The sequence below is a fragment of the Polynucleobacter sp. UB-Tiil-W10 genome, assembly GCF_018881605.1.
Taxonomy (GTDB): Bacteria; Pseudomonadota; Gammaproteobacteria; order Burkholderiales; family Burkholderiaceae; genus Polynucleobacter.
Genome location: NZ_JACVPZ010000001.1, coordinates 630,182 through 655,530, shown reverse-complemented (window position 1 = coordinate 655,530; position 25,349 = coordinate 630,182). Strand labels below are relative to the sequence as shown.

Genomic DNA, 25,349 nt, shown 5'->3' with positions numbered 1-25,349 from the left:
CTTGCTCTAGATCAAATTGAGAAGACTTTGATTTTGGAAGCTATTAAAGCGCTTTAGCGCTTGCCAAACATCATCTGACGAGCTAAGGCTGTTTTGACTGGTGGGAGCCACTGAAGGGCCGATAAAGCCAATCCACGAGCCACCACAATTGGGGCTAGATTAGATGTAAATACCCTGGCCATGAAGTCTGTAAGACCAATGGTGGTTGCTCGATCGATTTTTCGACTTTGCGCATAACCCTGGAGCGCATCTTGAATGTCTATTGGAGATTGCTCTTCTGTGGATCCGGAAAATACCCCAACTAACTTCTCTGACAGCAAAAAGGCATCTCGTAACCCTAAATTCAAACCCTGACCTGCCACAGGGTGCAAAGTTTGGGCGGCGTTACCAATCCATACTTCATGGTCTTTAGCAATTTCTTTGCGATAGTTCAAACCCAGTTCATACAAACGACGATCTTGAACTTTCAGATATTTTCCAATGCGCGAACCAAATTCTTTTTGTAGTTCATTCAAGAAATCTGCATCGCTCAGATGCAAGCGCTGCTGCGATGATTCTGGTGAACCACACCAAACAAGATTCAGAATGTTGTGACCATAATGACTCGGCAATACGGCTAATGGACCTTCAGCAGTAAAGCGTTCCCAAGCTTTATGAGGCTCTGCATTTTCTACTTCAACTAGACCCACCAAAGCAGACTGCCCATAATCGCGACCAGACTCTACCCAATCTTGTGTCTTGAATAAACCACCCTCAGCATGCACAATACATTTGGCTTGAATACTCAAGTCTTTGGCATCTTGATGAATATGCTGCCAAATAAAATGAGGGCTCTTACCTTGAATAGCCCTTAAGGCTTGGCGTAGCGTAATGTGAATATCGCGATAGCGAATAATATGTCCAAGCGCATCTTGATTGAGCTCTTCTCGCGTCATGAGTGCGCGACCAAAACGTCCAGCTTGTGAAACATGAACGCAATGAATTGCGGCAGACTCTTTTGGCCATGCATGAATCGTATCGAGTAAAAGTTTGCTACCGTGGGAGAGTGCAATTCCTCGACTATCGGCGCCTGCTAAATCCTCGTCATTGATGGGATTGCGATCAAGTAATGTAATTTTTGCATCAGGAAATTTCTGCAAGGTCCATGCAGCGCAAGCGAGTCCGACTGGACCGCCACCCTGAATCAAGATATCGCAACTAGGTAGACTCATTTTGATGTGGATGGCCTTAAGCGTTTTTCATGAGCGCTTCAATCTCATCAGCATTGACGGGCACGCCACGAGAAATTAATTCACATCCAGAGTCATTGACGACAGCATCATCCTCAATGCGGATACCGATATTCCAAAATTTTTCATCTACATCATCTGCTGGTCTGACATATAGGCCTGGTTCCACCGTAATAACCATACCGTTTTTGAGAATGCGCCAAGGCTTTTCTACAGTTGAAGAATCTTGGGTGGCTTCACGATATGAACCGACATCATGAACGTCCATACCAAGCCAGTGCGAAGTGCGATGCATATAGAAGCGACGATAGGCAGCAGTCTCAATGGCGTTATCAAGCGAGCCTAAGTCGGAGAGTTTTAGTAGTTTTTCATCTAACAAGCCTTGGGTAAGCACTTTGAGTGCTGCTTCATGTGGCTGCATAAATGTATTGCCGGGCTTGGTCATCGCAATTGCAGCTTCTTGAGCTGCTAATGTAATGTCATACAAGGCGCGTTGTGGCCCAGTAAATTTTCCATTGACTGGAAATGTCCGTGTGATATCTGACGCGTAGCCATCAAGTTCACAGCCAGCATCAATAAGACAAAGCTCACCGCTGCGCAATTCAGTTGAGCCTGCACGATAGTGAAGAATGCAAGAATTTGCACCGCCAGCAACGATGCTGTTGTAGGCAACGCTTTGTGCACCGCTATTGCGGAACTCATGTAGTAATTCTGCTTCGATTTGATATTCACGCATTCCTGGCATGCAGACTTGCATGGCACGAACATGGGCGCGAGCAGAGATAGCCGCTGCGCGACGCATGATGTCAATTTCATGAACATCTTTAAATAAGCGCATTTCATGAATGAGTGCCTCAACATCATGAAGCTCTGATGGTGGATTGATTCCGGATCGTGCTTGACCTCGTACTTGTTTCATCCAATGACGCAAGCGTCTATCAGCTTCAGCGCTTTCAGCAAGGCGTATGTACACCGCATCCTCATCAGCTAATAAGTTACCCAGTGTTTGGTCTAATTCTTGATTGCTGTGAGCATACTCAATACCCAAAGCTTCAGGCGCTGCTTCAGGCCCAAGGCGAATGCCATCCCAAATCTCTCGTTCAGAATCTTTGGGTCTGCAAAATAAGTGAGATTCAAGTTGGAAGTTTTTTCCATTACCCAAAATCTTCATAACTAGTGTGGCACCTGGCTCTTCAAAACCAGTCAAGTAATAAAAGTCACTATCGTGGCGATAAGGAAACTCGCTGTCACGGTTACGGGTCAGCTCAGGTGCTGTAGAGATGACGGCGACCCCTCCACCAGTCTTAGCAAAGATTAGTTCTGCTAATTGATTTCTGCGAAGCTGATAAATATTCAAATTATTCATATGCTGCATTGAGCTCTTGTAAGCGTTGTGGTGTGCCTACATCGTGCCATGGACCGAGATATTTTTCACCAGACACTTGATTTTGCTCCATGGCAGTTCTCAATAATGGCGCGAGCTTGGCTGGTGCCCCGAATTCCAGGGTTTTAAAGAGGTCTTTGTGATAAATCCCAATTCCAGAAAAAGTGAGCTTCTCGGCGCCAATGGATTCAGCAGTACTAACCGTTGATCCCTGGAGGTAAAAATCACCCTCGGGATGCTGAACCGGGTTGGGGACCATCAATAAGTGGGCCAAAGGCTTGCTGGCGTCCATTCGCATTTTGGGCACCATTTCCAACAACTGAGTAATGGGTAGATTTGGGCTAAAGACATCGCCGTTAATGACCAAGAAGTAGTCCTCGGGAGCGATGATCGGAAGTGCCTTACAGATTCCTCCGGCTGTTTCCAGAGCGCTTTCCTCGGGAGAGTATTGAATATGCAGGCCAAATTGGCCTCCATCGCCCAGGGCTGCCTCAATTTTTTCGCCTAACCACGCATGATTAATCACGACATCCTCAACTTTTGCGTTTGCTAGCGCCTCTAAATGCCATTTCAGCAAAGATTTGTTCCGAATGGTGAGCAAGGGTTTTGGTAAGTCATCCGTGAGGGGGCGCATACGCTCACCACGTCCAGCCGCCAGTAAAAAACAAGGTATGCGATTGAGCTGACTCATGGTGTGTGAACTACGCTTGATTTGGGCGAGTGGATTCTAGAATACGAGCCAATGGCTTTAACTCAATGTAACGGTTTGCAGTAGCAATCGCGTATTCCAAAACGAGAGGAATATCTTTGAGGTAGCCATCTTTGCCATCACGATGAAAGAGTCTTGCAAATATGCCTAAGACCTTGAGGTGGCGTTGCAAACCCATCCATTCAAAATCACGATAGAACTGTCCAAAATCATTTGGCATTGGCAGCCCTGCCTTGCGGCCTTCTTCCCAAAATTTAATCACCCAGTCAATTACACGTTCTTCAGGCCAAGCAATATAAGCATCACGCCATAAGGAAGAAGCATCATAAGTAATTGGCCCGTATACAGCATCCTGAAAGTCAATTACTCCAGGATTATTCTTTTCCGTGACCATTAGGTTGCGAGAATGGTAGTCACGATGAACGTAGACTTTAGCCTGCGCTAAATTATTTTCAATAATGAGCGCAAAAGATTTTTTCAATTGCTCGGTTTGTTGCTCATTGAGTTCAGCGTTGAGGTGCTTGCTTAAATACCACTCTGGAAATAAATCGAGCTCTCTTTGTAATAGCGCTGCATCGTAATTTGGTAAAACATCTGGTTTGCTTGCCATTTGCATTAAAACCAATGCGTGAGTAGCATCTTTGTAGAGATGATCAGCTGTCTCGTTATTGAGTTCAGTTAGATAGGTTTTGGTGCCCAAATCATTTATCAGCAAGAAGCCTTCTACAAGATTTTGCTCGAGGATTTTTGGTACATTTAAACCTGCTTCTGACAGCAATAAATCCACTTGAATGAAGGCATCTAAGGGCTCATATTGGGGCGGGGCATCCATCACGATCAAAGTCCCAAAATTGGGCTTTTTGGACACAATTCGGAAATAGCGCCGAAAGCTGGCATCGGCTGAGGCTGGCGCCAAAGAGTCGAGATCTAATTGCCAGCTAGCTTCCAGGGCTTTTAGCCAGTTGCGGAGGGTGTTTAAGCGAGAGTCAGTCATGGTCGATTCGTATAATAAGGCGGGTCTGGATCTATGAGTCATTATCGCCGTCGCGCCGGCCTTTGCGCCCCTCTTTTTTTGTATGTAACCCTGCGCGTAATGATGGGGGTGGCATTGCTTCAATTTGCCTTCTACGCACGCGCTCAAGCACCGGCTCCATTACCCCCAAATGCACAGGCTAACGCCAATACAGTTTTATTGCCGGATCGCGGTAATGTCACCATTTTAAAGTTGGATGATCAGCTAAGAACTGGGATTCCGATAGACGATAGCAAAGCGCTGACTTTTACTTCGAGCGATTCTATTGAGGGTGTAGTGAATCGGCAAATGAAGCTTAAGGGTCGCGCTCAAATGCGGCGCAATGGCGGAGTCATTAAAGCTGATGAGATTATTTATGACCCAGATACTGACATTGCTGATCTCGTGGGTAACGCTGAGTTGACTAAAGGTAATACTACTTTTAAAGGACCAACTGCTAAATTTAAGGTAGATGCCCGTGAAGGCGAGATGGAGACGCCTACGTACGAACTGCGCGATACCCGTGGTAATGGATCTGCAACAAAATTAACGATTGAAAACTCAGATATTTTTGTTTTTGACAAGGCAACATACACCACATGCACACCGCAAAATATGGATTGGTATTTTTCGGCCAGCACCTTAGAAATCGACAATGAGCAAAAGGAGATGGTGGGTACTCATGGTGTGATGCGTTTCTTTGATGTACCTATTGCTTACGTTCCTTATTTCACTGCACCAACCTCAAATCAGCGCCGTTCGGGTATTTTGGCTCCCGTTGTTGGATACAGCTCTAATAACGGCTTTGATGTGACGCAGCCTTATTACGTCAATATTGCGCCCAATAGGGATTTATTGATTCTTCCGCGCTACATGAGTGAACGCGGTTTGCAGATAGGCGCGAACTACCGCTTTCTAGATACCAAATACACCGGTACTTTAGTCGGAGATTATCTGGCGCATGACAACAAGACGGGCACCGATCGTTGGCGCTATGACTGGCAGCAGAGACAAGTATTTAGTGGCGGCGTTGCTCCTGGCGGGGTTCCTCTGCCGGGCTCTTGGACTGGTTACGCTAATATGGCGCGGGTTTCAGATAACTTATATCCAACAGACTTCTCGCAGAGTATTGCTGGTGCTGTAACGAGTCAGTTTCGTCAGGAGGTAGGAACCACCAAGGGCTTGACCGGAAGTCTGAGTAATTGGAATGTGTCGGCTAGAGCATTGACATTTCAAACCTTGCAACCAGATCCAACAAATATAGTTCAAGCGCCTTACAACATTTTGCCAAACGTTACGGCTGCTTATAACAATCGTCTGACTCCAGCAGTCGCTGATGTCAGTGGGAAGTACGTTACCTTGCCAACAGGACCGGCAACCACTTTTTCTGCTGATTACACAAGATTCTCATACAACATTGGTGGAAACTTGGCAGCCACTGCTCCAGGCGTCTATAGCCAAGCAGATAGAACAGTGATTAAAGGCGCAATGGCATTACCGCAAGTGACCCCAGGCTACTACATCACTCCTAAAGTTAGTTTTCAGTCAAATACATATAACGCCACGCCATTTGCGGCAACTGGAGCGCCGGTAGTTCAAGGTTTTACTATACCGACCTTTAGTTTGGATTCAGCATTGGCATTTGAAAGAGATGCTGCTGAATTAAAAGGTTTCTTTGGTCGCGATATGTTGCTGACTATGGAGCCTCGCGCTTTTTATGTTTACACGCCTTATCAGAGTCAGGCGCAGACCCCTCTATTTGATACGGCAGATGCTGGCTTTGGCGTTTCCCAAATCTTTAGTGAAAACACTTTTATTGGTAACGACCGTATAGCGGATAACAATGCTGCCACTCTTGGTCTTACTAGTCGCATGATTGAGGCGAATACCGGAGCGGAGCGTGCCAACGTAACTGTGGCTCAAAAGCAGCAGTTCACTGGACAGCGCGTTGGATTGAACGGCACGATTTTGAATCCCACCACTTATTCTGACACTTTGGGATCCGGCTCACTTCGTTTGCTAGGTAATTTCAGTGCAGATGTATTTGGGCAATACAACACCCAGTTAAATAAATTTGTACAAAGTACGGTTGGAGGTAGTTGGCGTCCAACACAAGGTAGAAGTTTGAATTTTGGCTACCGCAATGTTTGGTCCCCTCCAGTGCAGGCCTCGGTTCAGAATAATCAAGCGTTTGTTCCTGCATCCACCACTACAGATCAATACAATATTTCTGGACAATGGCCGATTACCCGAGAAGTTTCTGTTTTAGGCCGCTGGGGTTACGATGCCTTAACCACTAAGACCTTGAACACTTTGGTAGCTCTGGAGTGGAGTAGGGATTGCTGGACATTCCGCGGAGCCTATTCACAAGTCTTGAATACTTCACAAATAACCACCACTCAGGTGCTCTTCCAGATCGAATTTAGGGGCTTTGCTAGCGCTGGAAGCAATCCAGTTGATATCATGAAGCTAAATGTTCCTGGATATATGCCTACCTCCAAGCCTATACCACCTTCAACATACGAGAACTATCAATGATGCTTTGTATGAATCGCTTTAAACAAATCGCTCTCCTTGCCATCTTCATTGGGCTTGGGTTGTTTGTAACTTCTTCATTTGCTCAAGATGCAGCAAAGTCGAATACTGTTGCAGAAAGCAAGATTCGTAATATTGATGGTGTGGCTGCGGTAGTAAATACAGGCTATGTAACACGCAAAGAAATTGACGATCGTATTGCCGCACTTAAAAAGCAGGGCGTCAAGCTACCCGAGGATGGATCAGAGAGAAAAGCGATCTTAGATCGACTTATCTTAGAAAAAATTCAACTGCAAAATGCAGATCAAGAGGGAATCAAAGTCACCAACAAAGAGTTGGATAAAATTATTAGCGATATAGCCGCCAAGAATAAGGTAAGTCTTGCAGAATTTAAAGCCAAGGTAGCTACCTCAGGAACTTCATTTGAGCGCTACAAGGAGATGTTGCGCGACGAGATTCTGGTTTCTCGCTATAGAGAGCGGGAGATTGAGGGAAAAATTAAGATCTCTGATGCTGAGGTTGATAACTATATTTCAGACCGAACTCGAGCGATGACTTCGGGTGGGGCACAACGTTCAGCACCCGCCGCTAAGGGTGAGTTAGAAGAAATTGATGTAGCCCAAATTTTTATTCCGGTGGATGCTGGAGCTGGTGCAGGCGCACAAGCAGATGCTAAGAAGAAAGCTGAAGCTCTTTTGCGCGATGCTCGTGGTGATGTTGACTTCTTGCAGTTGGGAGCTATGGCTGCCAAAGAAAATCCCAAGATTAAGTTTCAAGAGTTGGGTTACCGTACGCCCGATCGTTTGCCGCAATTATTCTATGAAGCTGTTCGTAATACTGGCAGCGGTCAGGTTGCGAATGCAGTTGTGAAGAGCCCGGCTGGGTTCCATGTCCTAAAGGTTTTGGATCGTCGTGCAGCGGGCGCTAGCCCACCACCGCAGCAGGCTACAGCTTCCGATGCTGGATCTGCTGCACCACAAAATATTCCAATTACTCAAACTTTATCTCGTCACATTTTGTTGCGCAGCCGTGCCGGTTTAAGTGATCAGGATGCCGAGCGTCGTTTGCAGGGATACCGTGATCAGGTACGCGCCAAGACGGCGGATTTTGCCGAGCTTGCAAAAAAATACTCTGAAGATGGGTCGGCACCAAATGGTGGTGAGCTTGGCTGGATGGGGCCTGGAGATCTGGTTCCAGAATATGAACAGGCGATGAACCGCTTGCAAATTGGTGAGGTAAGTAACCCAGTGAAATCTGAATTTGGTTGGCATTTAATTCAGGTAATTGATCGTCGTGAAGGTCAGCTTACTGTTGAGAAGCAGCGTCAATTTGCACGTGCAGCAATCCGTGAAAAAAAGTTTGAACAGGCTTATCAGGAATGGATGCGCGAGTTACGTGATAACGCAACAGTTAAAATTTTGAACGTGGATGATGCCGCAAGCAGCGCCCCTCGTTAATCTCGTTGTAAGCACTGGCGAGCCAGCCGGTATTGGGCCAGAAGTTTCTCTTGCTGCGTCGTTGGGGTTTTTAAGTGAGCATACTGATGCTCGAATAACTTTATTAGGCAATGACAAGCTATTGATCTTGCCTGATAACTTGAACTCAGATTTATCGAGTCGATTGCAAATTCAATCCATCCCACTGGGGGATACTGTAATTCCAGGGAGCTTGAATGCACAAAACGCTCAATATGTGATCAATCTTTTGGATCAAGCAATTGATGGTTGTAAGCAAGGGCGCTTTGATGCAATGGTGACCGCACCACTTCAAAAAAGTATTATTAATGACGCTGGGACTCCATTTACAGGGCATACCGAGTATCTTGCGCAGCGTTGTCATATCTCTCATGTAGTGATGATGTTGTGCGCACCCTTGCCAGTTGGATTCTTGGGATTGAAGACTTCTAGGGAGCTACGAGTCGCCCTGGTTACTACCCACCTTCCTTTAAAAGAAGTTCCACAAGCGCTCAGTTATGAGCTCATATTGCAAACGATTGAAATCGTCAACCAAGACTTGCAGAAAAAATTCGGCATCGTAAAACCCTATATTCGAATTGCGGGATTAAATCCTCATGCGGGAGAGTCAGGCTATTTAGGCCGCGAAGAAATAGAGGTGATCTCGCCCGCAATTGAAGCAGCTCAAAGGAGTGGAATCAATATTTCAGGCCCATATCCGGGCGATACGATGTTTGATTCTGAATCTATTGCGCACGTGGATGCGTTCATTGCGATGTATCACGATCAAGGTTTGGCGCCATTTAAATTCGTTACTTTTGGAAATGGTGTAAATGTCACCTTAGGATTGCCTATCATCCGCACCTCGGTAGATCATGGAACCGCTTTAGATATTGCTGGCAAAGGTGTGGCAGACTCGGGCAGCATGCTTGAGGCTTTGCGTTTAGCTTACCAATTAGTGCTTAATCAAAGAAAGTAAGACCAAAACATGCATCGCGCTCGTAAACGATTTGGTCAGAATTTTCTACAAGATAACGGAATTATTTATTCGATTGTTGCGCTCATCAATCCCAGTGTTGATATGCACGTTATTGAGATAGGGCCTGGCTTGGGCGCATTAACACTCCCTTTGCTCAGTAATCTTGATCACTTGGATCTTCTGGAAATTGACCGAGACTTAGTGGCATTTTGGAATGAGAAAAATCTTAAAGGCCTAAAGGTTATCGAAGGCGATGCCCTTAAGTTTGATTTCTTGGCATGGGCTCAGGATTGCGCTACTAAAAAGGGGTTATGTAAGGTAGTCGGTAATCTGCCATACAACATCTCATCGCCACTGCTGTTCCATTTGGTGACCGCTGCACGTCATATTGATGAGCAGGTCTTTATGCTCCAAGCAGAGGTGGTGGAACGAATGGTTGCAAAGGCGGGGAGCTCTGATTTCAGTAGGTTATCTGTCATGCTTCAGGCTCGCTACGATATGGAGCTGGTATTAGAGGTTCCGCCTGAAGCGTTTGACCCTCAGCCTAAAGTGAACTCAGCTGTAGTGCGCATGATCCCTAGGAGGGATTTTGCTCTAACAGATGTGCAGTGGAGTTCTTTAGAGAAAGTAGTTGCCTCAGCTTTTGCTCAAAGAAGAAAAATGTTGCGTACCAACCTGAGTGCTTTTGTTGATAGATTACGTTTGACTGAGACAGAGCTTAAAGCGAGGGCTCAGGATATTTCAGTAGATCGCTATATTGAGTGGGCTAAGGTTCTCGCCTCATAAATCAATAATCAATACTGATTTAATACCTTCTGATAGTTTTATTGATAAGCGCTGGGGTCGATTACGCGCATTTCAGTCTCAATCCAATCTTCCACTTCCTTTTGGAGCTGCTCTGCGGATTTATTCTTTGAGCTAATGGCTGGTCCAATTGAAAAAATGACGGTACCTGGTTGCTTGATAAAACTATTCTTTGGCCAGCAGCGGCCAGCATTGTGTGCAATCGGGATAACTAAGGCATCAGTAGCGCTAGCGAGGCGTGTACCGCCTTTGCGATAAGGCTTATTTGAGCCGGTAGGCGTCCTAGTTCCCTCTGGAAAAAGCATAATCCATTTGCCCTCGCTCAAACGTTTGCGACCTTGGGTCGCCACAGAATGCGCTGCCGTCTGCTTATTTGAGCGATTAATGTGGATCATCTTTAGTAATGCTAAAGCCCAGCCAAAAAATGGAATCCAGAGTAATTCACGCTTAAAGACGAAGCAGAGTTGTTTTGGTAGCAATGCGATGTAAGCAATCGTTTCGTAAGCAGACTGATGTTTGCTCAGGATGATGACGCGTTCATTGAGAACGGCCCGCATGTTTTCCATTCCGCGAATTTCATAATGAATACCGCATAGTGGTTTTAATAGAGCGATAACAACTTTGTTCCAGAGCCCAATAAAGGTATAGCGGTTTTCAGGGCTTAGAAATGGAAAGGCGATCATGCACAACACTGACCAGATTGGCGTGAACACCAATAAAAATAAGGCGAAGAGGATGGAGCGAATCAATTTCACGATTGGTCTAAACCTTATTCTCTAGAAGTGCATTTGCAAAAGCCAGGAGATCAGCATGGATTTGCGTCCCTTCTGGCAACTTACCTTTTGCAAGAGTTGTTTCACCCTTGCCGGTTAGAACTAAATGTGGCGTAGCGCCCAAAACAGCCCCAGCCTGAAGATCGCGTAATGAATCTCCTACTACCGGAACTCCTGTCAGTGGCTTGATGCTATCCGTCTTCTTGTAGCGCAACGCAATTTCCTTCATCATACCTGGTGCAGGTTTACGGCAATCACACTGATGTGCGTCCTGATGAGGGCAAAAAAAGATACTGTCGATACGGCCACCTAATGGTTTTAGCAGGGCATCCATCTTGCTGTGCATGGCATGCAAATCAGTGATTGTGAAGTAGCCTCTTGAGAGACCAGACTGATTGGTTGCGATAGCAATTTGATAGCCTGCTTGATTTAACAAAGCAATTGCTTCCAAACTTCCTGGAAGGGGAATCCATTCATCTACCGACTTCACATACTCATCGCTATCTTCATTGATCACACCATCGCGATCAAGAATGATTAATTTAGGGGAGCTAGTGCTCATGCTAATTTGCCGAGATCGGCAACGAGATTCATTTTCTGGTGAAGTTGTTGCAGGAGGGCTAGGCGGTTGTCACGTAGTTCAGGATTAGGATCCATTACCATGACATCGGCAAAGAATTGATCAATTGGCCCACTTAAAGCTACGAGAGATCTCAGGAGTTCAACAAACTGACGTTGTTCATAGGCCCCATTGAGTACGGGGGTGACTGCTTCTAATGCCTGATGCAATGCTACCTCAGCTGGAATTTGCAGTAATGTTACTGAGCAAGTTTCAGGAATCGCAGTAGTAGTTTTCTTGAGGATATTGCTAATACGCTTATTAGCAGCAGCCAGTTGAGCAGCTTCTACGAGAGCATTAAATTCACGTAAGGCAGTCAGGCGCTTGATCAAATCATTAATTTGCGCGGGGTCTTGACTCAAGACGGCATCAATCTCTGCGCTGGTAAATGCTTTACCGGCAACCGACTGGTCACGCAAATAGGCACGTAAGCGATCGATAATAAATGCGTAAATATCAGCAGCTTTTGCTTTCTCTTGTACGTCTGCTTGCGGAAACTGTGCGCGAGCCAGCTCAATTAATTCAGGCAAATTAAGAGAAAGATTTTTTTCTAAGAGCAAACGGCAAATACCCAAGGCATGACGACGAAGGGCATAAGGGTCTTTATCACCAGTAGGAGCAAGTCCAACACCCCAAATACCAACCAGAGTTTCTAGTTTGTCAGCAATTGCTAAGATCGTACCGGTTTGGGTTTGCGGAAGAGCATCGCCTGCAAAGCGTGGCATATAGTGTTCGCTACAAGCGCTAGCGACCTCTGCATTCTCACCATCATGCGTAGAATAATAGCGACCCATGATTCCTTGCAATTCTGGAAACTCACCAACCATATCGGTTAATAAGTCTGTTTTAGCAATTTCCGCAGCGCGGGAGGCTAGTTGTTCATCAGCACCTAGTTTTTTAGCGATACCCACAGCAAGTCCTTGAACACGCTTGGTGCGATCCAATTGATTGCCTAATTGATTGTGATAGACCACCTTGCCAAGATCTGCCACACGGGAAGCTAATGGGCGCTTTTGATCTTGCTGGAAGAAAAAGCGGGCATCAGAAAGGCGTGGGCGAACAACACGCTCATTGCCTGAGATGATGGCATCGGGCTTACTAGTTTCGATATTTGAAACAATCAAAAAGCGATTACGTAATTTGCCTTGCTTGTCTGTTAATGCAAAGTACTTTTGATTAGTTTGCATTGTCAAAATCAAGCACTCTTGTGGGACTTCCAAGAATTCTTGATCAAAATGGCATTCGTAGATGGCTGGCCACTCAACGAGAGCTGTTACTTCATCTAGAAGGCTGTCTGGCATCAACACTAAATCATCACCAGCTGCTTTCAAAAGGGCAGTTTCAATTTGCGCACGACGCTGATTAAAACTAGGAATAATCTTCGCCTTGGATTGCAAATCTACTTCGTATTGGTCTGCACTGGTTATGGTAACTAGACCGGGAGCTAGAAAACGATGCCCCTCAGTTTGATTGGCTGCATCAATACCCAGGGCGCTGATATTTAAAGTGGTGCCACCATGAAGCGCAATAATACGGTGAGCAGGACGAGCAAATTGCACATCAGCCAATTGGCCATCCTTCTGCAGTACTTGGTAATGCATCATTTTGGCAATGGGTAGCTTGTTCAATGTTTGTTCAAGGGCAGCTTGTGCTGTTTGCGCAAGTGCGGCACCTTTAGCGACGACATTCAGGTAGAGAGCCTCATTCTTACCTTCGCCAGCTTTTTCTAAAGTGGTCAAATCAATATCGGCATACCCAAGAGCACCTAATTTTTTGAGTAAAGGTGGAGTGGCTTTGCCTTCAGCATCAAATGCAATGCTAGTTGGTAGTAATTTTTCACGCACTGGAAAGTCTGGCGCTTGATCAAGAACATCGGTCACTTGAACGGCCAATCGGCGAGGTGTGGCAAAGCCAGTGACTTTGGATAAATCAGATGCTAAGCCGGCAGCTTTAAGTGCTGCAAAGATACCTTCGCTAAATGCATCACCTAAGCGACGCAATGACTTTGGCGGAAGTTCTTCAGTAAATACCTCAATCAATAAAGTAGCTGATTGCGGTTTTGAATTAGATGTACTCATAAATGGAATGCAGAAATCTCGATGTGCTTAAGCCTGCGCTTTAGCTTGACGTTGACACATTGGGAAGCCCAGTTTTTCTCTAGACTCAAAGTAGGCTTGAGCAACTGCACGAGAAAGATTGCGAATGCGGCCGATATAGGCTGCACGCTCTGTAACCGAGATAGCGCCACGAGCATCCAGCAGATTAAATGTATGCGCAGCTTTCAGAACCATTTCATAAGCAGGTAGTGCTAATGGAACCTCCATCAAGCGCTTGGCTTCACTTTCGTAATTAGTAAAATTAGCAAAGAGCAAATCGGCATTAGAGTGTTCAAAGTTATAACAAGATTGCTCAACTTCATTCTGGTGATATACATCACCATAAGAGATGCCATCGGCCCACACTAAGTCATATACGTTCGAGCAATTCTGGATGTACATTGCTAAACGTTCGATACCATAGGTGATCTCACCAAGAACAGGCTTGCAATCTAAACCACCCACTTGCTGGAAGTACGTAAATTGAGTGACTTCCATGCCGTTCAACCAAACCTCCCAGCCAAGACCCCAGGCGCCCAAAGTTGGGTTTTCCCAGTCGTCTTCTACAAAGCGGACATCATTCTCTTTAAGGTCTAAGCCTAAAGCGGCGAGGGAGCCTAAATAGAGATCGAGAATATTTTCAGGGGCTGGTTTAAGTACTACTTGGTATTGGTAGTAGTGTTGCAAACGATTTGGGTTCTCGCCATAGCGACCATCTTTTGGTCGGCGGGATGGCTGAACGTAAGCTGCCTTCCACGGCTCAGGACCAATGGCGCGTAAGAAGGTTGCAGTATGGGATGTACCTGCACCAACCTCGAGGTCAATGGGTTGCAATAGGGCACAACCTTGTTGGTCCCAATAATCTTGAAGTTTGAGAATGATTTGCTGAAAAGTAAGCATGTTTAACCTGGCTAAGCCGTTGATTTTACATGGCTAGGGCGCTCGGGAGTTAAAAATGCTTAAAAACGTCTATGACGAATCAGACCCCAGAGGAGCAGTAGGCAAGAAATACCCAAAATCGGTAAATTTCCCCAAATTACATAAGGCGTTTTGCCAGAATAGGCCTGGACTTGGGTGCTGAGCGTGGCTTGGGTAAATTCAGGGAGTGCTTGGAGCACTTTGCCATCAGAGCCGAGAACCGCAGTAATCCCTGTATTAGTAGCGCGTAAGGCGGGAAGCCCAGTTTCTAGAGAGCGCAGTTGCGAAAGTCTAAGCTGTTGAGTAGATGCTTGCGACTCTCCAAACCAAGCGAGATTAGTCATATTGATGAGAAGGTTTACTGGCTTATCGCTTTGCTGAATGCGAGAGGCTAATTCGCCACCAAATACATCTTCATAACAAATCGTAATGGCAGCATGAATCTCTTCTTGACCTTTGCGCGCAATCGTAAATGGTGATTGATCCAGTCGCCCTCTAGCGAAGTCACTCATTGGCACATGAAAGGCTTTGACAAACCACTGAAAGCCTGGAGGAATAAATTCTCCGAAGGGCACGAGATGGGCCTTATCGTATTGATAGGGAGCGGTATTTGGAGAGAGCCCGGTTGCACGATTCGAGTACTGCATCCCGCTCTCTCCCGGCACTTCACCGATCAAGCCAAGTAAAACATTGCTACCACTGTTATTTGAAAAATTTTGTAAGTACTCGACTAAGCCAATTGGTAAATTGGGAAGTGGCCATGGAAACGCAGTCTCAGGAATGATGATGAGATTAGCCGCTTCTTTAGTAATTGCTCCTGCATAAAAATCAATTTGCCGGCCAATGGCTTGGGGGTTGAATTTCAAAGTTTGCTCAAAGTTACCTTGAATCAATCGAACGCTGATAGGTTCTCCAGTTGGCTTTGTGAAAGTAAAGAAACTGGCAAATTGCGTGATAACGATGACAGATGCGATCAGTAGTGCACTAGAAAGTACATGCTTGCGAAGTTGGTAAATTTCCCAGGAAGTCCATACCACCAGGAAGGTGCAGGCTAGACCACCAAAAAAAGGCGCGATGGGCGCAAATGGGCCATTGAACTGAGTTTCAGCAAAACCCATCCAAGGAAATCCGGTAAAGATGTAGCCACGCAGAAATTCTGCAAGCACCCAGCTAGATGCCAAAAATAGGCCAGACAGGCGATTTGTTTTTAACAGCGGAATTGCTAATGTTGCTAAGGAAAAATAGAGGGCTACATAAGCGGAGAGTAGAAGCACGCCCATGCAAGCAAGAAGCGCGTTCATCCCGCCAACATCGTGCAGACTAATGTAAAGCCACCAGAGACCGACAACAAAATAGCCGATGCCAAATGAGAGGCCTAGGGCGAATTTTTTGATTAAGGAGGTGGATTGTTGATGATCAAGACGCCACCAGAGAAGACTTAAAACGGGTATTTGAATCCATCCGCCGTAAGGCAGCTCGGCAATAGCCGCAAGACTTGCGCCTAATATAAACAAACTAAAGACTAAGAAAATTCTAATGCTCATACGGGCTTGATAAGGGCGCGAATCTAACAATGTGAATTTCAGTCAGATTTTTTATTAATTTGTCGTGCAAGCAGAATATGAATTTGTCTTGGGTCGGCACGTTGTACTTCAAATTCAATGCCATCAATCTCAATGAGCTCGCCCATTTTGGGAACGCGGCCTAAATGTTGAATGACTAAACCTGCAACTGTTTCAATATCTTCAACTTCAAAATGCGTACCAAGCATTTCATTAAATTGTTCGAGCTCAGTAATTCCCTTGACGCGAATGTCACCATTATCTAAAGCAATAAGGTTATCCGCCTCTTCATCAACATCATGCTCATCTTCAATATCGCCAACGATTTGCTCGAGCACATCTTCGATAGTAATGATTCCGGCTACACCACTGTATTCATCGACCACTACGGCTAAATGATTGCGATTATCTTTAAAGTCTCGCAATAAGACGCTGAGGCGTTTGGATTCTGGGATGAAAACGGCTGGGCGCAACCAATCGCGTACTTGAAAGTCTTTTTCAGTGGCGTGACGTAATAAATCTTTAGCCAACAAAATGCCAATGACATTATCTCGACTACCTTCAAATACTGGAAAACGGGAGTGTGCAGCTTCGATCACGCTCTTGATAATTTCAGGAAGCGCTTGGTTGATATCAATCCAGTCAATTTGAGCGCGAGGTACAAGAATGTCACGGGCACACAATTGCCCTACCTGAAAAACACCTTCAATCATCGAGAGGGCATCGGCATCTATTAAACCTTCGGATTGTGCTTCGCGTAGGGTTTCGATCAGTTCTTGACGGCGTTCGCTAGGTTCCGCTGGTTCAGGACTTAAAAAATGAGCCAAGCGGTCTAAAAGGGATTTATTGGGGTCAGGCATATAGCAAGAATAGCTTAGAAATATGGCAAATCAAGAATAGGGGTTAGTAAAGCCCAATTTCTGGAGAATTTGGATTTCTAATGCCTCCATTTTGTTAGCATCACGCACTAATTCATGATCATGACCTTGGGAATGAAGACAGCCGTGCACAATTAAGTGCGCCAAATGGGCTTTCAGTGACTTACTTTGCTCCTTAGCCTCTTTTTGCAGCACTGGTAGGCAAAAAATAATGTCAGCCACTAAAGTATTTTTGGATAACTCATAAGGGAAGGTTAAAACATTGGTGGCGTAATCCTTCTGACGAAAAGCCAAGTTCAACTTTTTACCCTCTGCAGTATTAACGAAGCGTAGGGTAACTAAACCGCCAATAGTGATGGCGCTCTTGACCCATTTTTTTAATAGAGCAGGGGAGGCAATTTTGCTGAGGCTGGACTCAATCGCAGGACTGGCATATTGCAGATCAATTGTCAGTTTTAGAGAGGCTGTTTTATTTTTAGTGGACATGTGCCTCTACCAGCTCACCTCTGAGGGTGTAATTGAGGACTTCAGTAATGCGAATATCCACTATCTGGCCGATGAGATTCTCAATATCTTGATCGGGTGCCGCAAAATGGATCACACGATTATTTTCAGCGCGGCCTTGTAAATTAATGCCATCTTTTGCAAGACCCTCGATTAGTACTCTTTCTGTATTGCCCAGCATTTTTTGGCTAATTGCATTCGCTTGCCCTTCAACCAATGCTAATAGGGTTTGTAGGCGCTTAAGTTTTACTTCGTATGGCGTGTCATCGCTGAGGTTGGCTGCTGGTGTGCCTGGACGTGGGCTAAAGATAAAGCAAAAGCTGTTATCAAAGTTCAACTCTTTCACCATCTTTAAAAGCTTTTCAAAGTCAGCTTCTGTTTCGCCTGGAAAGCCCACAATGAAATCACTCGATAAAGTGAGGTCAGGGCGAACGGCACGCATCTTACGGATAATGCTTTTGAATTCTACTGCTGTATAGCCACGCTTCATCGCAGACAGCATGACATCCGATCCATGCTGTACGGGGAGATGTAGGTGACTTACAAGTTTAGGCACTTTTGCGTAGACGTCGATGAGACGTTGCGTAAATTCTTTAGGGTGGCTAGTGGTAAATCGAATACGCTCAACCCCAGGAATTTCAGCAATGTATTCAATGAGTAATGCAAAGTCAGCGATTTCTTCGGTGTCACCCATTTTGCCCAGATAAGCATTGACGTTTTGACCGAGGAGAACAATTTCTTTCACGCCTTTGCTAGCAAGGCCTGCCACTTCAGTAAGTACATCGTCAAATGGTCTTGAGACTTCTTCGCCGCGCGTATAGGGCACAACACAGTAGCTGCAGTATTTGGAGCAACCTTCCATGATGGAGACATAAGCGGAGCCCCGCGTTTGGCGTGAGGCAGGCAAGTGATCAAACTTCTCAATTTCTGGAAAAGAAATATCTACTTGAGAAACACCGGTTTTACGTCGCTCTGCAAGGAGGTCGGATAAGCGATGGAGTGTTTGAGGCCCGAAGACAACGTCAACATAAGGAGCGCGGCTAACAATTTGTTGGCCTTCTTGGCTGGCCACGCAACCGCCAACGCCAATCAGTAAGTTTGGTTTTGTTTTCTTCAGCTCGCGTAGTCGACCTAAATCTGAAAAGACTTTATCTTCTGCTTTTTCTCGAATGGAGCAAGTGTTGAGAAGGACGACGTCGGCATCTTCAGGCCGATCTGTCATGACCATGCCTTCGTCGGCATGTAAGAGGTCTGCCATTTTCCCCGAGTCATACTCGTTCATTTGACAGCCAAAGGTTTTGATGTAGAGCTTTTTCATATGCCGTTCTCAGGTTTATAGCTGGGGGCGAAGCTCAGAGTTTACTGCCCAAACTCAATTTAGGTCTTAGATCAGTCGTAGGGCTAAGATTGCCACGATTGTGGGAGGGATGGCAGCAATCAATAGATATAGCGCTGAAACCGTATTTCCGGGGAAGTGGCTACGCAAGATTGCAATACCTGCTGGATTAGGCGCATTGGCAATAACCGTTAGGCCACCACCGGCCACCGCCCCACCCACTAAGGCTAGCTTGAACTCCGGGGAAGTGCCAGTCACCAGTGATCCTAAATAGGTGAGCGCGGCATTGTCTGTGAAAGCTGTCAGTATCAGGCTGCCGTAAAAGACTGCAGTGGGGCTCATCATTTCAAGAATGGGTTGTAGCCACCATCCCTGTAAAGCGCCCAATACTACTAAGCCGCCCAAGAAGAATCCCACTAAAAGCGCTTCTTTTAGAATGAGAGGGCTTTGATGTTTTGGATAGGCTGTCGTGTAACCAATAAAAAAGAGCAGGATCCACATAAAAATAATAGGATCGTGTGCAAAGAAAACTACTCCAAATAAGAACAGTAGGTGCATCAAAATTACTGCTAATGGAATCTTCGATTCCTTTTTATTTTCGTTCGGCTCAATCAGTTGGCGATGAAATAGAAGGGTGGCAGCGAGGGCATTGATGAAAATTGCAATACAAGACTCTAGGCCAAAGTTGCTAAACATAAAAGCTGAGCTCCACCCCCAAGTAGAGGCCACCATGAGAACGGGTGGAGCAGCAAAGTTAGTGAGCGTACCCCCAATAGAAATATTTACAAATAGAACACCAAGAGTTCCAAATAGCAGTGTTTTGGTGCATTGGTGGCGATAGACTAGATCACGTAATAAAAAAGCAGCCAAGGTCATCGCTGCTGGCTCGGTAATTAGAGAGCCTAAGAGTGGCGTAGCCCCGAGAGTTAAAAAATATAAAGCGGGAGCGCTTCGGATGCGAAATACATATTGCAGTCCTTTGGCTAACGCATGCAAAATTTGGGTAGAAATTTGAAGAATAGGTTTTGTGCCAGCCACAATCATGATGGCAAAGACAAAGAGCGGTTCTGTGAAATTGCGTTTATTTAAAAAGTCTTTAGCAGTATTTAAGTCATCTTGTAGGGAGATGAAAATAATTAAGATGGCTGCCCAAAATCCAAAAACAATCTCAACTTCGCCTAGGAGATGCCATAAGCCTGCATGACGTGGTGATTTTTTGGCAATAGATTCAAAATATCCCGTGCAAAAGGTATGCAACACTGCAACTGCAAAAATAAAGCTTGCGCCAAGTTCTGTAGGGGTAAAGTTCATAGCAGAATGGTAGCAGGTGCTTAATGGGCTTATGACATTGTTAATTTAGGGGATTTTGGTGAAATTAAAGATTGGATATCAGGAGCTTATTGAGGGGGCAATGGCTGAAATAGAGACGCTCCCCATGGAAAAAGCGAAGCTGTTATTGGATGATCCAAATTCTATATTTGTGGATATTCGCGACATAAGAGAATTAGAGCGAGAAGGCATGATTCCGAATGCCCTACACGCCCCAAGAGGAATGTTGGAGTTTTGGGTTGATCCTGATAGCCCTTATTACAAGTCAGTATTTGGTGAAGGAAAGCGTTTGGTGTTGTATTGCGCCTCTGCATGGCGTTCAGCATTGGCAACTCAAACTTTAAAGAGAATGGGTGTCCCTAATATTTGTCATTTGGCGGGTGGCTTTAGTGCGTGGAAGAATGCGCAATTGCCCATCGTAGAAAAAGCAAGCAAATCCCATTCCGGTTAAAGTCATTCTGAAATTTAAACTATCAGAATATTTTTTAGGAGCATTATGAGAAAAGTTGTTTCGCAGTTTGGCCAAGGCCCGCTTCAGCAGAAATTAACTGCTGGTGATTTACATTTTTTATCTGATGCTGAAGTTTCTAAAGGGGGCTCGGGTACTGGCCCAAGTCCTCATGAGTATCTTGGCGCAGCTTTAGCTGCCTGTACATCCATGACTTTAAAGATGTACGCTGGGCGTAAGGAAATGAAATTAGAAAATGCGATTGTGACGGTTGATATTGAGAGATCTGATGACGTTGAAACATTCTCCCGTGAAATTCAGTTACAAGGTAATTTGAGCGAGGAAGAAAAAGAGCGCCTACTAGAGATTGCAGAGAAGTGCCCAATACATAAGGCTTTGGCGGGACAGATTCAAATAAAAACCCAGCTAGTAAATTAATACAAGCTGGGTTCGTGTTGTCAAACTTCGGCCCGAGAAGGTCGAATGTTTGAGCTTAGTTTGATGCCTTAGTTAGGCGCGTTAGCTGGCTGATTATTTTTGCCAGCGTTATAACCAGCATTGTAATTAGCGCCTTCATTTTTCTTGTATGCATCGTAGACGTAACCAGACGCTGCACCAACTGCTGCACCACCAACCGCACCCCAGATCGGATTGCCGTGAAAGATTGCGGTACCAACAGCTCCGGCTGCAGCGCCAATGCCTGCGCCTGAAAGTGTGCGTTGCTCAGTGTTGCTCATGTTTGAGCAACCAGCGATTGCTAAAGTTGCTGCAGTAATTGCGATAATTTTTTTCATCTCAATTGATCCTTTGAATGTGTATTAGTTTGGCTAAGTTGTTTAGATTATTTTCTAGCGCAAGGGAAGCGTGACCCTAAGAAGCCCAAGAAAACGCCTGCTGCTGGCTTGTCTGCAACTTGTGGAGTGCTTTGTGCAAATTTCACGAAATCAGCAATAACTTCGTCGCGTGCTGGTGCTGGTTGCTTAACGCAAATAAATGGCTTTGCACGTTGTGGGTGACGCGTTGCTAGATAGGTTTCATAAACAGAAGTCGTAAAGCCAATACAAAAGCTACGTGATTCTGGGCTTGCTGGGAGTTTGCAGGTATTGGCCAGTTCTTGCGTGCTCAAAACTTTGATGGTTTCTTGTGCTTGAGCAAGGCCTGAAAATGCAGCCAAAGTGGCTAATGCAACGAGGAATTTTTTCATGGGTTCTCCCTTAGGTGTGTGTAAAAAATATGATAAACCATAAATAAGCCCTATTAATGCACTAAATAAGTGCATTGTGCACTTATTTGGGTTATTGAATTCCCCATAATGATGCAAAAAATAAGAGGGGAAATTTCATGGAAACTTTGAAGTCAGGCAGCGATGCCTTATTTATCTTGCTCGGCGCCATTATGGTTCTTGCCATGCACGCCGGCTTTGCGTTCTTGGAGTTGGGAACAGTACGCAAGAAAAACCAAGTAAATGCTCTGGTCAAAATCTTGGTGGACTTTGCGGTTTCCACTATTGCGTATTTTTTTATCGGTTACAGCATTGCTTATGGAGTGAACTTTTTCTCTGGCGCGGAGTTGTTGGCAGAGAAGAACGGTTATGAGTTAGTGAAGTTTTTCTTCTTGCTGACTTTTGCTGCCGCAATTCCCGCAATTATTTCTGGCGGCATTGCAGAGCGAGCCAAATTTAATCCTCAGTTAATTGCTACTTTTGTATTGGTAGGTTTTGTCTACCCCTTCTTCGAAGGCATTGCCTGGAATCAACATTACGGCATTCAAGCTTGGATTAAAGGTTTTACTGGTGAAGAGTTTCATGACTTTGCTGGGTCAGTAGTGGTTCATGCGGTAGGCGGATGGACCGCCTTGCCAGCGGTCATTCTACTGGGCGCACGTCGTGGCCGTTACACAAAAGACGGTCAAATCTCTGCTCATCCACCTTCAAGCATTCCTTTCTTAGCTTTGGGTGCCTGGATTTTGGCGGTAGGTTGGTTTGGTTTTAATGTGATGAGCGCACAAGCGATTGATAAGATCAGCGGCTTGGTTGCGATGAACTCACTAATGGCGATGGTTGGTGGAACATTGGCTGCTTGGGTGGTGGGTCGCAATGATCCTGGTTTTACATACAACGGCCCGCTGGCTGGTTTGGTTGCGGTTTGCGCAGGCTCAGATTTAATGCATCCTTTAGGTGCTTTATTTGTTGGTTTGGTCGCTGGTGCTTTGTTTGTCTATATGTTTACTTTGGTGCAAAACCGCTGGAAGATTGATGATGTTCTCGGTGTTTGGCCTTTGCATGGTTTATGCGGGCTTTGGGGTGGATTGGCCGCAGGCATCTTCGGCAGCAAGGCTCTGGGCGGAATCGGTGGCGTTACCTTTACTGGTCAACTGATGGGCAGTGCATTGGGAGTGGGTATCGCACTGGTCGGCGGTTTTGTTGTTTATGGCGCCCTGAAAGCATTCTTGGGTATTCGGATGTCACAAGAAGAGGAATACGAAGGCGCTGATTTAAGTGTGCACCGTATTTCCTCTACCCCAGATCGCGAGCCTAACTGGTAGTGCTTTCTTGGTGTGAGGTCATTCATCTATAGCCAGATTCGTACCTATAATGAATCATGGCTATATTTGAACTAGACGGAAACGCCCCACAATTAGCTGAGGGTGCTTGGGTTGCCGAGAGCGCAGAAGTGATCGGCAAAGTTGTACTTCATCAAGATGCGAGCATTTGGCCAAAGGTAGTTATTCGTGGCGATAACGATCTCATTCAAATCGGAGAGGGTAGTAATGTGCAAGACGCTTCTGTCCTGCATACCGACCCAGGTTATCCGCTGATCATTGGTAAGCATGTCACTGTCGGTCATCAAGTGATGTTGCATGGTTGCCATATTGGAGACGGTAGTCTTATCGGAATTGGTGCGGTTATTTTGAATGGTGCCAAGATTGGAAAAAACTGTTTGGTTGGTGCGGGCGCGCTCGTTACAGAGGGAAAAGAATTTCCGGATGGTTCCATGATTTTAGGAACACCTGCCAAAGCGGTCAAAGAACTAACTCTAGAACAAATTGCCGGAATTCATGATATCGCCGGACGTTATGTCAAAAATGCACAGCGCTACGTAAAGACGCTGAAAAAGATTTCCTAACACTCTAACTTTTGCATATTAAATATTTTGCTCTACGTATTTAATGTAGTTCTTCCAGTCTTTTTACTCATTCTGATTGGGTATGTTGGAGGGCGGACGGGTAAGCTGGGTATAAACGCTTCGATTGAGCTAAATCGCTTTGTTGTTTGGTTAGCATTACCTGCGCAACTCTTTAATTTCGCCGCTAATAGCGGCTGGCAAACGCTTTGGCAGCCTGGCTTTATTACCGCTTTTTTTCTAAGCTGTTTAATTGTTTTTATTCTGGTGCTCTTGATGAGCTTCATGCGTAGTCGAGATTTGGCATCAGCTAGCTTCGATGGTCTTAGCGCCTCTTATTCAAATACAGGGTATATGGGCATTCCTTTGTGCGCACTGGCCCTTGGTCAAGATGGTTTGGCACCAGCGATTATTTCCACCTTCATTGTGTTTGTGATGTTCGCTTTAGCGACAGTTCTGATTGAGATCGGCATCTTGTCGCATAAGAGGTCACATGAGATTGTTCTGAGCGTCATTAAATCTCTCTGTACTAATCCATTATTAATTGCCCCAGTTGCTGGTTTGGCATGGGCCGCTAGTGGCCTGACTTTGTATGATCCAATTGCACAAGTGATTGCATTCTTGGCGGCAGCATCGACTCCTTGTGCGCTGGTTTCAATTGGTTTATTTCTCATACAAAAAAACACTGCAGCTCCAACGCAAGCTTGGGGTATTAGTTTTGCAAAGCTCTTTCTTCAGCCCTTGATTGCCTGGGTAATTGCATCACCCATTTTAGATTTGCCTGGATTATGGGTCAGTGCAATTGTGATTTTGAGTGCACTGCCTACTGGTACTGGACCTTTTATGTTGGCGCAGTATTACAAAGCAGACGGTAGCGTTATTTCTAGAGTGGTATTGATTACAACCGTGAGCTCATTACTCACACTCTCATTATTCCTGTGGTGGAGCAACGGGGTTTAAGCCCTCTGCATCAATTTGTCTTTCCCAAGAGGCGTTTATAAAAGCAGGTAATTTCATGCACTCATGAAAGATTCGCATGAGGGTTGGGTAGGGGCTTACATCTACTTTTGCGCTGAGCGCGTTAAATAGTTGGGGAACTAAGCAAAGATCAATTAAGCCTGGTTGATCGCCATAGGCAAATTTCCCGACCCTAGCGTCACTGCTTAATTGCTTTTCTAAACTTTCTAATCCAGTCTTGACCCAATGCTGATACCACTCATCCTTTGCCTCACTACTAATGCCTAGTTTTTTGATGAGGTAACGTAACACCCGCACATTGTTGATGGGGTGAATATCGCAGGCAATATCCATTGCAAGTGCGCGTACCCATGCTCGATCAATAGCCAAGGTTGGTAAGAGGGGAGGTTCGGGCTTCACCTCTTCAAGATATTCAATCATCGCTAAGGATTGATGAATACTTTTTTCACCATCTTCCAGAACGGGTACTAAGCGGTTGGGATTTTTCTTGCCGTATTCCTCGCTCAACTGATTCCCGCCATTTTTGCTGAGATGTACGGGAATGATTTCGTAATCCATGCCTTTGAGATTAAGGGCAATGCGAACACGAAAAGCAGCGGAGCTGCGCCAAAAGCTATAAAGCTTGTAGGTCATATCAACCTCTTATTTGCACTCATAGCTAACAGTATATTCAGGATGGT

At 45.4% G+C, this 25,349-nt stretch carries 25 protein-coding genes; 9 read left to right on the top strand and 16 right to left on the bottom strand.

Annotated features, from left to right (window positions below):
• Nucleotides 1-53 precede the first annotated feature (53 nt).
• The 4 genes from ICN33_RS03230 to ICN33_RS03215 are packed head-to-tail and all read right to left on the bottom strand — an operon-like array spanning nucleotide 54 to nucleotide 4,316.
• Nucleotides 54-1,211, bottom strand: a complete 1,158-nt coding sequence (locus tag ICN33_RS03230; RefSeq protein WP_216194493.1) for an FAD-dependent monooxygenase — start codon at nucleotides 1,209-1,211, stop codon at nucleotides 54-56.
• Nucleotides 1,212-1,227: 16 nt separating this feature from the next.
• Entirely contained in the window at nucleotides 1,228-2,595 is a 1,368-nt protein-coding gene (locus ICN33_RS03225; RefSeq protein ID WP_255530623.1) for an aminopeptidase P N-terminal domain-containing protein, read from the bottom strand.
• Complete coding sequence (murU, locus tag ICN33_RS03220; RefSeq protein ID WP_216194489.1) at nucleotides 2,588-3,304, bottom strand: N-acetylmuramate alpha-1-phosphate uridylyltransferase MurU; 717 nt, start codon at nucleotides 3,302-3,304, stop codon at nucleotides 2,588-2,590. Before murU ends, ICN33_RS03225 begins: the two co-directional genes overlap by 8 nt.
• 10 nt (nucleotides 3,305-3,314) lie before the next feature.
• Nucleotides 3,315-4,316 carry an aminoglycoside phosphotransferase family protein gene (locus tag ICN33_RS03215; protein ID WP_216194487.1) on the bottom strand — a complete coding sequence of 334 codons (1,002 nt, stop codon included), beginning with the start codon at nucleotides 4,314-4,316 and terminating at the stop codon, nucleotides 3,315-3,317.
• 33 nt (nucleotides 4,317-4,349) lie between these two features.
• Between ICN33_RS03215 and ICN33_RS03210 the strand changes: the two genes are divergently transcribed.
• The 4 genes from ICN33_RS03210 to rsmA are packed head-to-tail and all read left to right on the top strand — an operon-like array spanning nucleotide 4,350 to nucleotide 10,088.
• The gene (locus tag ICN33_RS03210; RefSeq protein WP_216194485.1) at nucleotides 4,350-6,872 is read left to right on the top strand and encodes an LPS-assembly protein LptD; all 2,523 of its coding nucleotides are present in this window, start codon (nucleotides 4,350-4,352) and stop codon (nucleotides 6,870-6,872) included.
• Nucleotides 6,873-6,880: 8 nt separating this feature from the next.
• Entirely contained in the window at nucleotides 6,881-8,326 is a 1,446-nt protein-coding gene (locus tag ICN33_RS03205; protein WP_255530621.1) for a peptidylprolyl isomerase, read from the top strand.
• Nucleotides 8,301-9,302: a 4-hydroxythreonine-4-phosphate dehydrogenase PdxA gene (gene pdxA, locus ICN33_RS03200; protein ID WP_216196530.1), complete on the top strand. Its 1,002-nt coding sequence runs from the start codon at nucleotides 8,301-8,303 to the stop codon at nucleotides 9,300-9,302. Before ICN33_RS03205 ends, pdxA begins: the two co-directional genes overlap by 26 nt.
• A 9-nt stretch (nucleotides 9,303-9,311) precedes the next feature.
• Nucleotides 9,312-10,088, top strand: a complete 777-nt coding sequence (gene rsmA, locus ICN33_RS03195; RefSeq protein WP_216194483.1) for a 16S rRNA (adenine(1518)-N(6)/adenine(1519)-N(6))-dimethyltransferase RsmA — start codon at nucleotides 9,312-9,314, stop codon at nucleotides 10,086-10,088.
• Between the two features lie 38 nt (nucleotides 10,089-10,126).
• Here the strand turns inward: rsmA and ICN33_RS03190 are convergent, their stop codons facing one another.
• From ICN33_RS03190 to ICN33_RS03150, 9 genes are all read right to left on the bottom strand, one after another.
• Nucleotides 10,127-10,861 carry a 1-acyl-sn-glycerol-3-phosphate acyltransferase gene (locus ICN33_RS03190; RefSeq protein ID WP_216194481.1) on the bottom strand — a complete coding sequence of 245 codons (735 nt, stop codon included), beginning with the start codon at nucleotides 10,859-10,861 and terminating at the stop codon, nucleotides 10,127-10,129.
• 7 nt (nucleotides 10,862-10,868) lie between these two features.
• Complete coding sequence (gmhB, locus tag ICN33_RS03185) at nucleotides 10,869-11,441, bottom strand: D-glycero-beta-D-manno-heptose 1,7-bisphosphate 7-phosphatase (RefSeq protein WP_216194479.1); 573 nt, start codon at nucleotides 11,439-11,441, stop codon at nucleotides 10,869-10,871.
• Nucleotides 11,438-13,576: a glycine--tRNA ligase subunit beta gene (gene glyS / locus ICN33_RS03180; protein WP_216194477.1), complete on the bottom strand. Its 2,139-nt coding sequence runs from the start codon at nucleotides 13,574-13,576 to the stop codon at nucleotides 11,438-11,440. The genes gmhB and glyS overlap by 4 nt, the downstream gene beginning before the upstream one ends.
• 27 nt (nucleotides 13,577-13,603) lie before the next feature.
• Complete coding sequence (glyQ, locus tag ICN33_RS03175; RefSeq protein ID WP_215391637.1) at nucleotides 13,604-14,494, bottom strand: glycine--tRNA ligase subunit alpha; 891 nt, start codon at nucleotides 14,492-14,494, stop codon at nucleotides 13,604-13,606.
• Between the two features lie 59 nt (nucleotides 14,495-14,553).
• Nucleotides 14,554-16,056, bottom strand: a complete 1,503-nt coding sequence (gene lnt / locus ICN33_RS03170; protein ID WP_216194475.1) for an apolipoprotein N-acyltransferase — start codon at nucleotides 16,054-16,056, stop codon at nucleotides 14,554-14,556.
• A 38-nt stretch (nucleotides 16,057-16,094) separates the two neighbouring features.
• Nucleotides 16,095-16,934, bottom strand: a complete 840-nt coding sequence (locus ICN33_RS03165; RefSeq protein WP_216194473.1) for an HlyC/CorC family transporter — start codon at nucleotides 16,932-16,934, stop codon at nucleotides 16,095-16,097.
• A 30-nt stretch (nucleotides 16,935-16,964) separates the two neighbouring features.
• Nucleotides 16,965-17,438 carry an rRNA maturation RNase YbeY gene (gene ybeY / locus ICN33_RS03160; protein ID WP_216194470.1) on the bottom strand — a complete coding sequence of 158 codons (474 nt, stop codon included), beginning with the start codon at nucleotides 17,436-17,438 and terminating at the stop codon, nucleotides 16,965-16,967.
• Nucleotides 17,428-18,774: a tRNA (N6-isopentenyl adenosine(37)-C2)-methylthiotransferase MiaB gene (miaB, locus tag ICN33_RS03155; RefSeq protein WP_216194469.1), complete on the bottom strand. Its 1,347-nt coding sequence runs from the start codon at nucleotides 18,772-18,774 to the stop codon at nucleotides 17,428-17,430. The genes ybeY and miaB overlap by 11 nt, the downstream gene beginning before the upstream one ends.
• A 66-nt stretch (nucleotides 18,775-18,840) precedes the next feature.
• Nucleotides 18,841-20,103, bottom strand: coding sequence for a putative Na+/H+ antiporter (locus ICN33_RS03150; RefSeq protein WP_216194467.1), 1,263 nt, complete (start codon nucleotides 20,101-20,103; stop codon nucleotides 18,841-18,843).
• A 58-nt stretch (nucleotides 20,104-20,161) separates the two neighbouring features.
• Here ICN33_RS03150 and ICN33_RS03145 point away from each other — a divergent pair, with 58 nt between their 5' ends.
• Nucleotides 20,162-20,572, top strand: coding sequence for a rhodanese-like domain-containing protein (locus ICN33_RS03145; protein WP_216194465.1), 411 nt, complete (start codon nucleotides 20,162-20,164; stop codon nucleotides 20,570-20,572).
• Between the two features lie 45 nt (nucleotides 20,573-20,617).
• Nucleotides 20,618-21,007, top strand: coding sequence for an OsmC family protein (locus tag ICN33_RS03140; RefSeq protein ID WP_216194463.1), 390 nt, complete (start codon nucleotides 20,618-20,620; stop codon nucleotides 21,005-21,007).
• A 68-nt stretch (nucleotides 21,008-21,075) separates the two neighbouring features.
• Here ICN33_RS03140 and ICN33_RS03135 read toward each other — a convergent pair whose 3' ends face one another.
• Both ICN33_RS03135 and ICN33_RS03130 read right to left on the bottom strand, forming a co-directional pair.
• Nucleotides 21,076-21,363, bottom strand: a complete 288-nt coding sequence (locus tag ICN33_RS03135) for a glycine zipper domain-containing protein (protein ID WP_216194461.1) — start codon at nucleotides 21,361-21,363, stop codon at nucleotides 21,076-21,078.
• 47 nt (nucleotides 21,364-21,410) lie between these two features.
• A complete protein-coding gene (locus tag ICN33_RS03130) occupies nucleotides 21,411-21,773 on the bottom strand; it encodes a Rap1a/Tai family immunity protein (RefSeq protein WP_216194459.1) in 363 nt (120 codons plus the stop codon).
• A gap of 137 nt (nucleotides 21,774-21,910) precedes the next feature.
• Here ICN33_RS03130 and ICN33_RS03125 point away from each other — a divergent pair, with 137 nt between their 5' ends.
• From ICN33_RS03125 to ICN33_RS03115, 3 genes are read left to right on the top strand one after another with little or no spacing between them, the layout of a single operon-like run.
• Nucleotides 21,911-23,113, top strand: coding sequence for an ammonium transporter (locus tag ICN33_RS03125; RefSeq protein ID WP_216194457.1), 1,203 nt, complete (start codon nucleotides 21,911-21,913; stop codon nucleotides 23,111-23,113).
• A gap of 56 nt (nucleotides 23,114-23,169) precedes the next feature.
• A complete protein-coding gene (locus ICN33_RS03120) occupies nucleotides 23,170-23,694 on the top strand; it encodes a gamma carbonic anhydrase family protein (protein ID WP_216194455.1) in 525 nt (174 codons plus the stop codon).
• Nucleotides 23,695-23,721: 27 nt separating this feature from the next.
• The gene (locus ICN33_RS03115; RefSeq protein WP_216194453.1) at nucleotides 23,722-24,651 is read left to right on the top strand and encodes an AEC family transporter; all 930 of its coding nucleotides are present in this window, start codon (nucleotides 23,722-23,724) and stop codon (nucleotides 24,649-24,651) included.
• Here ICN33_RS03115 and maiA read toward each other — a convergent pair.
• Nucleotides 24,622-25,302 (bottom strand): maleylacetoacetate isomerase, encoded by a 681-nt coding sequence (gene maiA / locus ICN33_RS03110; RefSeq protein ID WP_216194451.1) that lies wholly within the window; start codon nucleotides 25,300-25,302, stop codon nucleotides 24,622-24,624. The two genes, ICN33_RS03115 and maiA, sit on opposite strands and share 30 nt — an antisense overlap.
• Between the last annotated feature and the right edge of the window lie 47 nt (nucleotides 25,303-25,349).